Origin of the sequence: Desulfotomaculum copahuensis (assembly GCF_001655685.1) — a bacterium.
GTDB lineage: Bacteria > Bacillota > Desulfotomaculia > Desulfotomaculales > Desulfovirgulaceae > Desulfotomaculum_G > Desulfotomaculum_G copahuensis.
In genome coordinates this window covers 18,722-32,372 of record NZ_LYVF01000118.1, presented here as the reverse complement: position 1 = coordinate 32,372, position 13,651 = coordinate 18,722, and the positions used below count along the sequence as shown (strand labels likewise).

Genomic DNA, 13,651 nt, shown 5'->3' with positions numbered 1-13,651 from the left:
GACGCCATCAATATGATCAGCTCATTGCGGGATCTTTAGTAGCAGAGCAGGCAGCCTAAACCGATACTGGAAATGTACAAACACAAGGGGGAAGAAACATGGCGTCAACAGTAATCTTTCAGCCATCCGGCCGCCGGGGCCAGGTGGAACAGGGCAAAACCCTGCTGGAAGCGGCCCGGGAACTGGGCGTGGACATTGAAAGCGTCTGCGGCGGAGTGAAAGTGTGCGGCAAGTGCAAAGTGAAGATTGAAGAAGGCTTCTTTGAAAAGTTCGGTATTGACTCGCGCGTGGAGCACCTCTCTCCCTTGCAGGAGGAAGAAAAGGACTTCCTGACCGAAGAAGAACTGGCCGATAATTTCCGCCTGGCCTGCTGCTGCGAGGTCAACGGCGATGTGCTGCTCTTTGTGCCCGAGGAAAGCCGGGGCGCCAAACAGGTGGTGCTGGAAACCGGCAAGGAGCGTACCTTCCAGATCAACCCGGCGGTACACAAGTACTATATCGAAATGGAGCCGGCCACTTTGGAGGACCACCGGGGCGACGTCGAGCGGATCAAGGACACGCTGGCCGAAAAGTACGGCCTGCCCAAAGACATGACCATCGACTACTTCCTGCTGCGGCGCCTGCCCAATATTGTACGGGATGCGGAGTGGAAAGTGACTGTATCGGTCTGGAACAACAAGGAGATCATCCTGGTCGAACCGGGTCTGGCCGAACACTCTCTGGGTCTGGCCATTGACATCGGCACCACCACCGTGGCCGCCTACCTGTGCGACCTGCGCACCGGTCAGTCGCTGGTGGTGGACTCGATGATGAACCCGCAGGTGCGCTACGGTGAGGACGTGCTTTCCCGGATCACCTATCACATGATGAATGACGACGGCCTGGAGAAAATGCACCAGGCGATCATTGAAGGCATCAACACACTGGCCCAGCGCATGACGGAAAAAATCGGCCAGAAACCGGAAGACATCCTGGAAGTGACGCTGGTGTTCAACACAGCCATGCAGCACATCGCCCTGGGCATGGAACCGGGCTTCCTGGGCCGCTCCCCCTTCACCGCCGGCACCAAGGAATCCCAGAACATCAAGGCGCGCGACCTGGGCATCAAGGTCTGCAAGGGGGCCAATGTGCATACCCTGCCGGTGGAGGCGGGATTTGTCGGCCCGGACAACGTGGCGGTGCTCATTGCCGAAGAACCCTACAAGGAGCCAGAGAAGATCCGCATGGTCATCGACATCGGCACCAACGGTGAAATTGACATCGGCAACGCCAAGAAGCTCTTGTGCACCTCCTGCGCCACCGGTCCGGCGCTGGAAGGCGCGCAGATCAAGTTCGGCATGCGCGCCGCCCCGGGAGCGATTGAAAAGGTGATCATCAACCCGGAAACGCTGGAAGTGTCCTACAAAGTGATCGGCCAGGATAGCTGGTACCCGGACATCCAGAAAACGGAGGCCAAGGGGATCTGCGGCTCCGGCATCATCGACATGGTCGCCCAGCTCTTCCTGTCCGGCGTGATTGACAAGAGCGGCCGCTTCAACCTGAAGCTGAACCACCCGCGGGTGCGCCGCGGCGAGGATGGCAAGCCGGAGTACGTGGTGGCCTGGGCCGATGAAACTTCCATCGGCAAGGACGTTGCCTTCACCCAGGCCGACGTGCGGGCGGTGCAGTTGGCCAAGTCGGCCCTGTATGTGGGTTCACGCTACCTGATGGAAAAGCTGGGCGTGGAAAACCTGGACAGCGTCACGCTGGCCGGCGCTTTCGGCAGCTATATCGACAAGGAGAGCGCCATGGTGATCGGTATGTTCCCGGACTGCGACCTGGAAAACGTGGCGGCCGTGGGCAACGCCGCCGGCGACGGCGCCAAGCTGGCCCTGCTGGACACGGGCAAACGCGAAGAAGCGACCTGGATCGCGCGCCATGTGGAATTTGTGGAAACAGCCATTGAGCCGGACTTCCAGATGCGGTTCGCCGCCGCGATGGCCTTCCCGCATTCCACCGACAAGTTCCCGCACATTCAGCATCTTTTGGACCGGATTCCAAAACGGTAAAGGAGAGATGATTCAATGTTCAAACTCAACCGCACACAGCGGGTCTGCCAGATCGGCTCAATGAAGATCGGCGGACAGCCGGGGGAAAATCCACCCCTGTTGATTTCATCCATGTTCCACAACGGGGACAAAAACCTGGAAAGCCGCAAGGAAAGAAAGTTCAACCGGGACAAGGCAAAAGACTATGTCTTGAAAATGGAAGAACTGTCCGCCCAGAGCGGCGTGCCGGCACTGGTGGCGCTGGTGGCCACCTCGCTGGATGAAATGAAGGCCTATATCGACTTCTTCCTGAGCATTTCCGATCAGCCCTTCGGCATTGACATGTGGGTGGAAAAGACCCGCCTGGAAGTGGCGGAGCACATCGCTGAACTGGGCATTCAGGATCGCGTGCTTTACAACAGCATCACCCCCTGGGACAAGGACATCCCCGGCCAGGTGGCGCGCTTGAAGGAACTGGGCATCAAGCATATTGTAGTGCAGGCATACAATCCGGAAGATCCGTCGCCCCGCGGCCGGGTCGGCGGGGTGCAGAAAATGTTTGAAACGATCAAGGAAGACGACTTTGAGTCCGTGTTAATCGACGCCGCCGTGATGAACCTGCCTTCCACCGCTTTCTCCTGCGTGGCGTCCAGGCTGGTAAAGGAGGAATTCGGCTGGCCGACCGGCGTGGCTTCCTCCAACGGCACCTACATGTGGAAGGAAGCAAAAGAGATGTGGGGTTCCGACGGCTTCAACGCCATGAACGCCGCCGGCCAGGCCATTGCCTCCCTGCTCTGGGCCGACCTTTTGTTCAGCGGTCCGATCGTGAACATTCCCAAGATCATGCCGGCGATAGCCACGGCCAGCCTGATCCTGACCACACTGGCCTATGATGAAACGGGATCGCTGCCGGCCGGAGAGAACCATCCGATCCGCAAGTTCTTTGGCGATTTTGTCAAACAACTGGGTCAATAAAACAGTTCGATAAGGAAAGGGGATAAAAAATATGACCATGTCATCAAGAGACCGGGTGCTGGGCCTCTTTGCGGGCCGAGAAGTGGACCGCATGGCCTGTTACAGCGGGATGGGCAACATCACCACCGCCGGGCTGGACGAGTACGGCTACAAGTTTCCCTCCATCCACCGGGATGCGGAAAAAATGGCCAATATGGCGGCTTCGTCTTACCGCCTGTTCGGTTACGAATGCGCGGTGGTGCCGTTTGACATGTGTGTGGAGGCGGAAGCGCTCGGCTGTGTGATGAATGCATATGAAGACGTGGCGCAGCTGCTCTACCCCACCATCAAGGAAAAAATAGTTCATTCGGTGGACGAAATGGATAAAATCGAGATTCCGTCCGACCTGCACGAGCGCGGCCGTTTCCCAGTGGTGATGGAAGCAATCACCCGGCTGAAGAATGACGTCGGCAAGGATGTACCCGTCGGCAGCTGGTTCCTCGGTCCCTTCACGCTGGCCGGTCAGTTGATGGATTTGAACGACCTGTTCAAACTCTGCTTTAAAAAGCCAGATCTGGTCAACAGTATGCTGGATAAACTGACGGAAGTAATTATCACTATGGCGGCCAAGTACCGGGAAGCCGGGGCCGACTATATCACCATCCGGGAAATGGGCGCGCCTACCGACGTGCTCAGCCCGCGCAGCTTCAAGCAGGTGATCAAGCCACACCTGACCAAGATATTCCAGAACATTGCCTCGCCCAAGATTCTGCATATATGCGGCGACACCAACCTGATTATCGGTTTGATGAACGAGTGCGGCGCCGACGCGCTCAGCGTGGAAACCAAGAACAATCTGCAGAAGAGCCGTGAAACCATCGGTCATGAACCGCTGCTTTTCGGCCATGTGGACGCTTACAACATCCTGGTCAACGGTACGCCGGAAGATGTGGAAAAAGCGGTATTGAACAGTATTGAAGGCGGCGTGGATGCTGTCTGGCCGGCCTGCGACATTTGGCCCACAGCGCCGCTGGAGAACCTGAAAAAAATGGTGGATACGGTTAAGGAATACGGCGCTTCCAAATGGGCGCGCAAAAACAGGTAGCCGGCCGGCCTGCCCGCCGGTGGACGTAATGCCCCGTCGTCCGGTGAATAAAGCGCTTTATTCACCGGACGGGCCGCCCCGGCGATTGAACCGGACTTTCCCTTAAGCATAACCTCCGCTTGCCCCGGTTGCAAACTTTACTGTATAATTAGTTATGATAAAAATTACGTAAACTATTTGCACAAAGGGTTTTGGGGGAGAGGTTGGAACAATGGCCAAAGCCAAGGTAATGGCCGGCGCCTGCGGGTTCACCAGCGTGATCAAAGTCACCAAAACAGGCAAAATGAAAGTGCGGGTGCAGATCATCAGCGCCTGCCAGTACCTGCGCAGCTTGAATGAAGATCTGGCCGAAGTGGACTGCAGCCGCAATGTGTTTGGCAAGATGGTTGATTCCGTGATTTACCAGGCAGCCAGCAGGAGGCTGAAACACCCCGACTGTCCGGTACCCTGTGCCATTATCAAAACCATTCAGGTCGAACTGGGCGGCGCCATACCAAAAGATGTGACCATCAAAATCGAAACGAACGGTTAAAACCGCGGCGCAGATGCCGGGAGAGCCGGATTCCGGGAGGGGCGGGCCATGGAAAATGCTCTTGCGATTACCCCCAGCGCGTTTGAAATTGAACAATATTTGTTACAGCACGGAGCCACTCTGGTCGGTTTCGGCGACGTCAGCGAGGGACTGGCGGGGGAACTGCAGCATATGCCGGTGGCCGTCTCCCTGGCCATCAAGCATCCGCCGCCGGGCAAAAACCTGGTGCACACCACCCGGGGCGCGGTGTATTCCAACCGGTACCAGCAGATAGACCTGCTGTTGGAGCAGCTGCAGAAGCGTCTGGTCGGCTTGCTGAAAAGCCGTGGATACCGCTGCCTGGCCATTCCGCCGGATTCCGACAAGCACGACCCCCGGTTTGTGGCCCGTCTGTATCCCTTGTTTCCGCACAAAACCGCGGCCACCTGCGCCGGCCTGGGCTGGATTGGCAAAAACGGCCTGCTCGTCTCGGAGAAATACGGTCCGCGTTTAAGCTGGGCCACCGTATTGACCAACGCCCCCCTGGAGGTATGCGCCAGCCCGTACACCTCCGGACGCTGCGGGAAGTGCCGCCGTTGTGTGGAGGCCTGTCCGTCCGGGGCGATCGCCGATGTGGAGTGGTCGCGGGCGGAGGGATTGGTGCCGCATATCGATGCCGCGGCATGCCGCCGGCAGATGGAAAAAAACGCCGGCCTGGTGGGCGAGGATGTCTGCGGGATCTGTATTCTGGCCTGCCCGCGCGGTGCGGCGGCTTTGAAAGGAGTGACTGGAAACCGGTGGCCAAGGTAGAAATTTTCGGCGGCGTCTGCGGTTTCAACACCACAGTACGGGCGACGGCGGGTCAAAAGCGCCAGGTGGAACTGTGTGTGGAGACGGAATGCCCGAACTGGCAAAAGGTGGCCGGGGAGCTGAAGATCGTCAACGCCTATAAAGAACTTTTTGCCAAATTACACGAAGGTGAACTTTATCATATTTATGCCCCCCATATCCCCCACCCGGCCTGTCCGGTGCCGGCCGGGATTATGAAGGCCGTTGAAGTGGCGGCCGGTCTGGCCCTGCCGCGGGACGCCCGGATCAAAGTGAGCGGGGATTGAAAAAGTTTTAAGTTTTTATTTGTGCAGCATACAAACCTCCTTAGTTATGCGCCCCGTTACACGGGGCAATTTTTTTCTTTTTTTCCGTCATTTTTTTTACGCCGGAGGCATATGCTATATTAATCCAGCCGCCAACCCTGGCAATCTTTAAGATGTGCCGACAACCCGGATCAAAGGATCGACATAAGTTTTTCCTTTTCACGGCAGGAAAACCAGACAACTCCCGCGAATTGAAAATGTGGCATTTAAATTCGCCGGAACTGGGGAAGGAGGAATGTTATGGAGTGGAGCACTCTGGGCAGGCCGGGCCGCCTGCTGTCCGGCGGCGCTCATCTGCATGGCTTTCATTGCCGCTCCCGTTTAATGCTGTTCTTCCTGGTGGTCATGATCTTTACGGGCAGCCTGGTCTTCGCCGGCTATGCCTGGGCGCGTAAAACCGTCACGCTGACGGTGGACGGCCGGCAGGTGCCGGTGGAGACCAGCGCCCGGACGGTGGCCGACGTGCTGCAGTCCCAACACGTGCAGCTGGCTCCCCGGGACCGGGTGACGCCGTCGCCCGGCACCAGGTTGACGGACGGGATGCAGGTGGTGGTGGCCCGGGCGCTGGCGGTGACTATTATCCTGGAAGGCCGCAAGTTAAACGGGTTTGTCTATGGCCATACCGTCGGGGAAGCGCTTAAAGAGCAGGGGGTTGCGGCCGGTCCGCTGGATATAGTGCAGCCGGCGCCGGACCAGCCGGTTAAAGACGGTATGAACATCAGGATCATCCGGGTACGGGAAGAGAAAAAGACAATCAAGGTGCCCCTGGCGTTTAATGTCCGCCGGGAAGCCGATCCCGGCCTGGACAGCGGCTTTACCCGGGTTGTCCGGGAGGGCCGGGAAGGCAAGGAGGAGCAGCGCTGGGTATTGACCTACCACGACGGGCAGGAAGTCAGCCGGACTATGGAAGACAGCCAGGTGCTTTCCCCGCCGCAGGACAAAATTGTCCAGGTGGGCACCCGGCAGGAGGTTTCGCGCGGCGGTTATGACATCCGCTACAGCCGCGCCCTGGATATGACGGCCACGGCCTACAGCTATACCGGCAACTCCACCGCTACGGGCGCGGCGCCCCGGCGCGGCGTGGTGGCCGTGGATCCGGGGGTGATCCCGCTCGGCACGCGTCTTTACATCGAAGGCTACGGCTACGCCACCGCCCTGGACCGGGGTTCCAGCATCAACGGGCACCGCATCGACCTGTTCATGGAGAGCGAAGCCCAGGCCGACCGCTGGGGTGTGCGCCAGGTGCGCGTTTACGTAATTGACTAGCTTGTTTTGCCGCTCCGCCCGAATCTGACGGCGGGGAGCGGATGAATGCGGAAATATCAAAAAAGTAAAACAGTGAGGGGCCCTCCCGGAGGGCTCCTTTTTTTTCGCCGCCTTTCTTAAACCGGGCAAAAGGGGAATAATATATAAAGGAATCGGCCGAAGCGGCGTCGAATAATTAATAGCAGATTGATTTCCAGTATGTGGGGGAAGTGGGCATGGCGCAGTTGGCCACGCCGTCCGCGGTCAGGGCGGTGCTGGAAAAATACAATGTACACCTGCGCCGCTCGCTGGGGCAGAACTTCCTGGTGGACGCAAACATTGTGCGTAAAATTGCGGCCGCCGCCGGACTGGAAAAGGACGACCTGGTTTTTGAAATCGGTCCCGGCACCGGTGTTCTGACCGGGGTGCTTGCCACGGAAGCGGGGCGGGTGGTGGCGCTGGAGATTGACCGGTCGCTGCTGCCCGTGTTGGCGGAAACCCTGGCTGGTCTGGACAACGTGACCGTGCTGCACCGGGACGCCATGCAGGCCGACCTGGATGAACTGGCGGCGGCCGCCGCGCCGGACGCGGCCGGACGGCCCTACAAGCTGGTGGCCAACCTGCCCTACTACATCACCACGCCACTGATCATGCGCCTGCTGGAAAAGAGGTTCAATATCAGCCGGCTGGTGGTCATGGTGCAGCTGGAGGTGGCCGCCCGGCTGGCGGCGGCGCCCGGGGGGAAGGATTACGGGGCATTGAGCGTGGCCGTGCAGTATTATACCGAACCGGAAATGCTCTTCCGCGTGCCCCGCACGGTGTTTTTGCCCCGGCCGGAGGTCGATTCGGCGGTGGTGCGTCTGGAGAGGCGCCCGGCGCCGGCGGTGGCGGTGCCGGACGAGGAGCTGTTTTTCGCCCTGGTGCGGGGAGCCTTTGGCCAGCGGCGCAAAACTGCCGGCAATGCCCTGGCCGGGTCCGGGGTGATGCCCGGCTGGTCGCGGGCGCAGTGGGAGCAGGCGCTGTCTGCGGCCGGCATCGCGCTCGGCCGGCGGGGCGAAACCCTCGGTCTGGCCGAGTTTGCCGCCCTGTGCCGGGTTTGCGCCGCGGGCGGGGGATACCGCTGACCGGCCGCCGGCCGTTTTCTGCCGCGGGCGCCTCCCGGCCCCGTTTAAGAACAGGGAACCGCTCCGTTGGCTCCGGGTGCGCGGTCCGGACGGTGGTAAACCGGGAGCGGGTGAGGATATATATTTTAGCGGCGGCGCCGCCGGCATGCACGCCGCAACAAAGCACTTCAGGGTGGGGAGAGGATATGTATTTTATCAGCCCGACCAAGGGCAGGCTGAACTTTGACGAGATGATGGCGGACATTCTCGGTTATATCACCGGTCTGCCCACTTCCTCCTACAAGGTGATCATCGGCTCCGACTCCCAGGTGAAGCAGGAGACCTGTTTTATCACCGCCGTGATCGTGCACCGCCTGGGCAAAGGGGCGCGCTACTATTACCGCAAAAAAATTCAGCGCAAGATCAAAAGCCTGCGTCAGAAGATCTTTTATGAGACGGCGCTCAGTCTGGAACTGGGCGGCCTGGTGGCCAAACATTTCGCCGAATGCGGCCTGGACGACCTGGCGGTGGAAATTCACATCGACGTGGGCACACACGGCGAAACCAGGGATTTAATCCGGGAGGTGGTCGGCATGGTCACCGGCAGCGGCTTCCGGGCCAAGATCAAGCCCGATGCTTTCGGCGCTTCCAGTGTGGCCGACAAGCACACCAAATAGACGGGAATTTTTTAAAAAAGTTTTTGTTGCTAGCAGGAATTATTACTCCTATGGAGAATAGAATAATTGCTGAATGCAAAATCCTAAAAGTACCAGGAGGGAACCAACCATGAGTTTGAAAGGAACACGCACGGAAAAAAACCTGATCACGGCCTTTGCCGGGGAATCGCAGGCCAGAAACCGCTATACCTACTTTGCCGCGCAGGCCAAAAAAGAGGGTTATGAACAGATTGCCGGCATTTTCCTGGAAACCGCCGACAATGAAAAAGAGCACGCCAAGCGCCTGTTCAAATTTCTGGAGGGCGGCGAGGCGCAGGTGGAGGCCGCCTTTCCGGCCGGCGTGATCGGCGACACACTGGCCAATTTGAAGGCGGCGGCGGCCGGCGAAAACTATGAGAACACGACCATGTACCCGGAATTTGCCCGGGTGGCGGAGGAAGAGGGCTTTACCGAGATTGCGGCGGTGCTGCGGGCCATCGCCAAAGCGGAAGTGGGGCACGAAAACCGCTACCGCAAGCTGATTGAGAACATCGAAAAAGGCGAGGTGTTCATCAAGGACGGCAAGGTTTTCTGGCGCTGCCGGAACTGCGGCTACATCCACGAAGGGCCGGAAGCTCCGAAAACATGCCCGGCCTGCGCTCATCCGCAGGCATTCTTCGAACTGCTCGGCGAAAACTATTAACGGCCGGAATTATTAAACAGAACTTGCCGCGGCGGCGGCCGTACCGCACAGTTCGCGGCACGGCCGCCGCCGGGCGGGGGATGCGGGACAAAGTTTTGCCGCCGGCGTTGCGGTGGCGGTGTTCAAAAATAATTAAACAAGGCGGGGATGGACGATGGATAAATGGGTCTGCACAGTCTGCGGTTATGTTTACGATCCGGCGGAGGGCGCGGAGGGAATTCCGCCCGGGACGCCTTTTGAGGAACTGCCCGAGGACTGGGTCTGCCCGCTCTGCGGCGCGGGCAAGGACAGCTTTGAAAAAGAGTCGTAAGTCAGTTTGGGCGGCGCATGGGTATGCGCCGCGGAACAGGAGTGGGTATCATTGTCCCAACGGCAAATAGTGATCGCGGGCAACGGCGTGGCGGCGGTTACGGCGGCCGAGGCGGCCCGGAACCGGGATGAGAAATGTGCCATTCACATTCTGGGCGGCGAGCCGTACTTGGCCTACTACCGTCCCCGCCTGTCCCACGGCCTGGGCAAACGGATCCAGGTGGATAAAATACTGGTTCACCCGCCGGCCTGGTACGAAGAACGCCGGATCGACGTGCATCTGAACACCAAGGTGACCGCGCTGGACCTGACAAACAACCGGGTCGTGGCTTCCACAGGCGGCGTCTTTCCCTTTACCGCACTGATTTTGGCCCAGGGCAGCCACAGCTTCCTGCCGCCCGCTCCGGGCAATCAGCTGCCGGGCGTTTTTACCCTGCGCTCCTATGACGACCTGCGCGCGCTGGAAAGTTACGGGCAGGACGCCCGCCGGGCGGTGATTGCCGGCGGCGGCCCGCTGGGCCTGGAAGTGGCCTGGGCACTGCGGCAGTGGGGCAAGGAAGTGCTGGTTCTGGAGCGTTCCGAATGGCTGCTGCGCCGCCAGCTGGATGAGCGGGGGGCGGCCGTGCTGCAGGAAATAGTCGCCGGCAAAGGGGTGCAGGTGCTGACTAATGCGGCCATCGAAGAAATCACGGGCACGGAAAAAGTGACCGGTGTGCGACTGCAGTCCGGTGAAACGCTGTCCGCCGATCTGGTGATCTTCTCCACCGGCGTGGTCTGCAACACGGAATTGTTCAAGGATACCGGGATCAATGTGAACCGGGGCGTGGTGGTGGACGAGTTTATGCAAACTTCCCGGAACGGCGTTTATGCGGCCGGTGATGTGGCTGAATTCAACGGCCGGGTCTACGGTCTCTGGCCGGTGGCCCTGGAGCAGGGCCGGGTGGCCGGGACGAATGCGGCCGGCGGCGGGATGCGCTACCGCGAGATACCGCCTTCCAACGCCCTGATGGTCATGGAAACCGCCCTTTTTTCCGTGGGCCGGCCGGCCGGGGAAAGGGAACTGGCCGACGACTGGGGCGCGGCCGGCTACCGCAAGCTGTTCTTTGACGGCGAAAACCGCCTGACCGGCGGGATTCTGATCGGCGAAATCAAGGACGGGCAGAAAATTAAAACTGCACTGGAAAAAGGATTTAAACTGCCCGCGGACACAGCCGGCACGCCTTCCGTGGATCAGGTGCTGGCCATGATGTAGGCGGCGGACTTACCCGGATACCGGGCGCCGCGCGCCCGGCTGTGATGCAAGCCCGGCTTAACCCAAAAAACCCGTAAAACCGGAACCGGTTTTACGGGTTTTTTAGCTGCGCGGGTTCCCGGGCTGTTTTGCGGGACCGCCGGCTGGCACAAGCAAGGCCGCGTCTCACTCGTCCGGCCGGTGCTCTGGAGGCAGGACGGCCTGGCCAGCGGCCAGGAACCGGTCCAGCAGGTCAAACCGGCGCGCTGGATGATAGCCCATGAATAGATGGCCGTCTTTCGCCCGGCTGCGCGGTCTGCCTTCGTAGACGCAGAGCGCCTCCAGGCAGTCCCCGATGATTGTTTCGGCAATCAGACGGCTGTGCACGGCGTCCCGCCAGGGTGAGCCCAGGCGGGAGTGAGGCGCGGCGGCCGCCACCCGCACCGTCAGCCCTTCCCGTGCCGCCAGCGCCAGGGCCGCCGGCGGCACGGCCAGTTCACGCAGCGGCACGCGTTCCAGAAAGGTGCGGGAAACGGCGTGCGGCCCGTGGGAAGGGGAAGACGAACCGAGCACGCCGGCCAGACCCAGTTCCCGGTTCAATGAAAGACGCACGGCGAGCAGGTGGCTGGCCAGTTCGGAAAGGCCGGCCGCCGCTTCCGGCGGGTAGCAGTCGGTCAGGGCCAGGTCGGCGCGGCCGCCGGTCACGGCCTCCGCCAGCCGGCTTAAAAGGGCGTCAAGATCTCCGCTCATATCGCCGTCGACAAACAATACGGCCCGCGCCCCGGCCCGGCAGGCCTGCCGGGCGCCAACGGCACGGGGCACGTCAATGCCCAGCGCCTGATGAAAGAACAGGGGCTTTATCCGCCGCTCGTGCAACTCCGCTACTTTTTCCCGGGAAGCGTCGGTACAGCCGTTCAGCACGGGTATGACCAGATCAACAGGCAGGGAGAGTACCCGGCGCAGCACTTTTTGAATGACGGCGGCCTCATTTTTTACCGGTATGACAGCAGCGAGCATGTGCATCACCTCTTGCCGAGTGTGCCTGATACACCATATGCCGGCCGGGTGGAAATGAACACCCGCCGTTTCCAGATTGTACAAAGCCGCGCCGGCACTTCCGTTCCGGATGGCAAAAAGTATATCCCGCGCCCGCCAATCCTTCACCACCGGCCGGACCGGTTACATACAATGTAAGAAAAAGGGAATCAGGAGGCGGCCGCCGTGAAGATCAATGTCGGTGACATCGTGGGGCGGATTTCATACGGCTGCGATGTTTATTTCAAAGTAACGGGACTGTTCACCGGGGTTAACGGCAAGCAGCACGCCTGCTTGAAAGGGCTGGACGTGCGCCTGTACGCCAACGCGCCGGTTGAAGATCTGCAAAAATTCGAGCCATCCCATGTGGCGGCCTACTGGCATTCGTTCATGATGAAAAACCATGAACAGATGAAGCGGGTGTTTCAACGCCGGGAACAGGACCGCATACGCAGTATGAGCCGTGCCAACGACACCCTGAACAACATGGACAGTTTCGATGTGCCCGGATCGGTGCTGCATGTGGATGGCGACGGGGATTACCTGGATCTGTGCATGACCACCTACCGGCAGATGAACATACCGGCCTACGGCTACAACATCGAGGAAGAAAAACAGCCGGAACAAGTGGCCGCGCTGCTGCAGGAGCACCGTCCGGATATGCTGGTGCTCACCGGGCATGACGGCCTGCTCAAAGGAACCAGGGACTTCAGCGACATAAACAACTACCACAACTCCCGTTCCTTTGTTGAAGGGGTGAAAGTGGCCCGGCAGTACGAAAAAAGCATGGATGACCTGGTGATCTTCGCCGGCGCCTGTCAGTCGCATTACGAAGCCATCCTGAAAGCCGGGGCCAACTTTGCCAGTTCGCCGCAGCGTGTGCTCATTCATGCCTTCGATCCCGTATTTGTGATTGAAAAGATCGCCTATACATCGATTTATGAACCGATTTCGATCAAAGATATCATCGCCGGCACCATTACCGGCTTCAACGGCATCGGCGGCGTGGAAACCAGGGGCAAGTACCGCCTGGGCATACCCAAGTCGCCCTATTAAGAACATGCATCTCCAAATTATAAAGCCGTCTCCAGCCCGGTTTCAAGGCTGGGACGGCTTTATGGCGGGTTTAAAAATACGGTTCCATCTTTTGCCGTTTATGCGCCCGCTCAGGCGCTGGTTGTAATCGCCGTGCCCGGCGGCAGGCCGCCCGGAGCGGTGCCCGGCGCGGGGGTTGTGGTCGTGATTGGGCCGCCGACGGCGATGGCGATGATTGAAGCGGTCGGAATAATCACCGGTCTGGTCTGACTGTCCTTCACCGCATGCAGTTCAATGTAATCGCTGCCCACCACGGCCAGGGTGCCGGTGATCGCGGTGGTATAGACGGTGCCTGAAGCGGCCACATAAACGGTCACCTGCTGATTGAGCAGTTTATGCAGGCGGTCCACCAGCCGCCAGGACATCATTTCCATCGGATCGCCGTAATAATTCATTTGAACATCGGACATTTGTTGCCCTCCCCAAAAATTATTTTATATATTTTATGAAGCGGGAAGGATGAGATGTGCATCGGCAATAAAAGAAAAGCTGTCAGGGAACAGCTTTTCTCGGTTATTGACGA

15 protein-coding genes are annotated in these 13,651 nt (G+C 59.5%); 13 read left to right on the top strand and 2 right to left on the bottom strand.

What is annotated here, in order from left to right; all coding sequences use genetic code 11:
• Positions 1 to 98: 98 nt before the first annotated feature.
• The 12 genes from A6M21_RS07860 (at position 99) to A6M21_RS07805 (ending at position 11,019) form a co-directional block, all read left to right on the top strand.
• The gene (locus A6M21_RS07860; protein WP_066667573.1) at positions 99 to 2,048 is read left to right on the top strand and encodes an ASKHA domain-containing protein; all 1,950 of its coding nucleotides are present in this window, start codon (positions 99 to 101) and stop codon (positions 2,046 to 2,048) included.
• Positions 2,049 to 2,063: 15 nt separating this feature from the next.
• Positions 2,064 to 3,002, top strand: a complete 939-nt coding sequence (locus tag A6M21_RS07855; protein ID WP_066667571.1) for a tetrahydromethanopterin S-methyltransferase subunit H family protein — start codon at positions 2,064 to 2,066, stop codon at positions 3,000 to 3,002.
• A gap of 31 nt (positions 3,003 to 3,033) precedes the next feature.
• On the top strand, positions 3,034 to 4,086 hold the full coding sequence (locus A6M21_RS07850; RefSeq protein WP_066667569.1) for an MtaA/CmuA family methyltransferase: 1,053 nt from the start codon (positions 3,034 to 3,036) through the stop codon (positions 4,084 to 4,086).
• Between the two features lie 211 nt (positions 4,087 to 4,297).
• Entirely contained in the window at positions 4,298 to 4,618 is a 321-nt protein-coding gene (locus tag A6M21_RS07845) for a DUF6951 family protein (RefSeq protein ID WP_066667567.1), read from the top strand.
• 48 nt (positions 4,619 to 4,666) lie between these two features.
• On the top strand, positions 4,667 to 5,407 hold the full coding sequence (locus A6M21_RS07840) for a 4Fe-4S dicluster domain-containing protein (RefSeq protein ID WP_066667563.1): 741 nt from the start codon (positions 4,667 to 4,669) through the stop codon (positions 5,405 to 5,407).
• Positions 5,395 to 5,712 carry a DUF6951 family protein gene (locus A6M21_RS07835; RefSeq protein WP_066667561.1) on the top strand — a complete coding sequence of 106 codons (318 nt, stop codon included), beginning with the start codon at positions 5,395 to 5,397 and terminating at the stop codon, positions 5,710 to 5,712. Before A6M21_RS07840 ends, A6M21_RS07835 begins: the two co-directional genes overlap by 13 nt.
• Positions 5,713 to 5,991: 279 nt before the next feature.
• Positions 5,992 to 7,017, top strand: a complete 1,026-nt coding sequence (locus tag A6M21_RS07830; protein ID WP_078060498.1) for a resuscitation-promoting factor — start codon at positions 5,992 to 5,994, stop codon at positions 7,015 to 7,017.
• A gap of 215 nt (positions 7,018 to 7,232) precedes the next feature.
• The gene (gene rsmA, locus A6M21_RS07825; protein ID WP_066667559.1) at positions 7,233 to 8,120 is read left to right on the top strand and encodes a 16S rRNA (adenine(1518)-N(6)/adenine(1519)-N(6))-dimethyltransferase RsmA; all 888 of its coding nucleotides are present in this window, start codon (positions 7,233 to 7,235) and stop codon (positions 8,118 to 8,120) included.
• 185 nt (positions 8,121 to 8,305) lie between these two features.
• Complete coding sequence (locus tag A6M21_RS07820) at positions 8,306 to 8,776, top strand: ribonuclease H-like YkuK family protein (RefSeq protein WP_066667584.1); 471 nt, start codon at positions 8,306 to 8,308, stop codon at positions 8,774 to 8,776.
• A 109-nt stretch (positions 8,777 to 8,885) separates the two neighbouring features.
• Positions 8,886 to 9,458, top strand: coding sequence for a rubrerythrin (gene rbr / locus A6M21_RS07815; protein ID WP_066667555.1), 573 nt, complete (start codon positions 8,886 to 8,888; stop codon positions 9,456 to 9,458).
• Between the two features lie 154 nt (positions 9,459 to 9,612).
• Positions 9,613 to 9,768, top strand: a complete 156-nt coding sequence (locus A6M21_RS07810) for a rubredoxin (RefSeq protein ID WP_066667554.1) — start codon at positions 9,613 to 9,615, stop codon at positions 9,766 to 9,768.
• Positions 9,769 to 9,819: 51 nt separating this feature from the next.
• Positions 9,820 to 11,019 (top strand): NAD(P)/FAD-dependent oxidoreductase, encoded by a 1,200-nt coding sequence (locus tag A6M21_RS07805; protein WP_161486032.1) that lies wholly within the window; start codon positions 9,820 to 9,822, stop codon positions 11,017 to 11,019.
• A gap of 165 nt (positions 11,020 to 11,184) precedes the next feature.
• Here A6M21_RS07805 and A6M21_RS07800 read toward each other — a convergent pair whose 3' ends face one another.
• Positions 11,185 to 12,015, bottom strand: a complete 831-nt coding sequence (locus tag A6M21_RS07800; RefSeq protein WP_066667581.1) for a glycosyltransferase family 2 protein — start codon at positions 12,013 to 12,015, stop codon at positions 11,185 to 11,187.
• 204 nt (positions 12,016 to 12,219) lie between these two features.
• On the opposite strand from A6M21_RS07800, the gene yabG reads away from it, so the two are divergent.
• Positions 12,220 to 13,089: a sporulation peptidase YabG gene (gene yabG / locus A6M21_RS07795; protein ID WP_066667553.1), complete on the top strand. Its 870-nt coding sequence runs from the start codon at positions 12,220 to 12,222 to the stop codon at positions 13,087 to 13,089.
• Positions 13,090 to 13,199: 110 nt separating this feature from the next.
• On the opposite strand, the gene A6M21_RS07790 is transcribed toward yabG, so the two are convergent.
• Positions 13,200 to 13,538, bottom strand: coding sequence for a hypothetical protein (locus A6M21_RS07790; protein WP_066667552.1), 339 nt, complete (start codon positions 13,536 to 13,538; stop codon positions 13,200 to 13,202).
• Positions 13,539 to 13,651 lie beyond the last annotated feature (113 nt).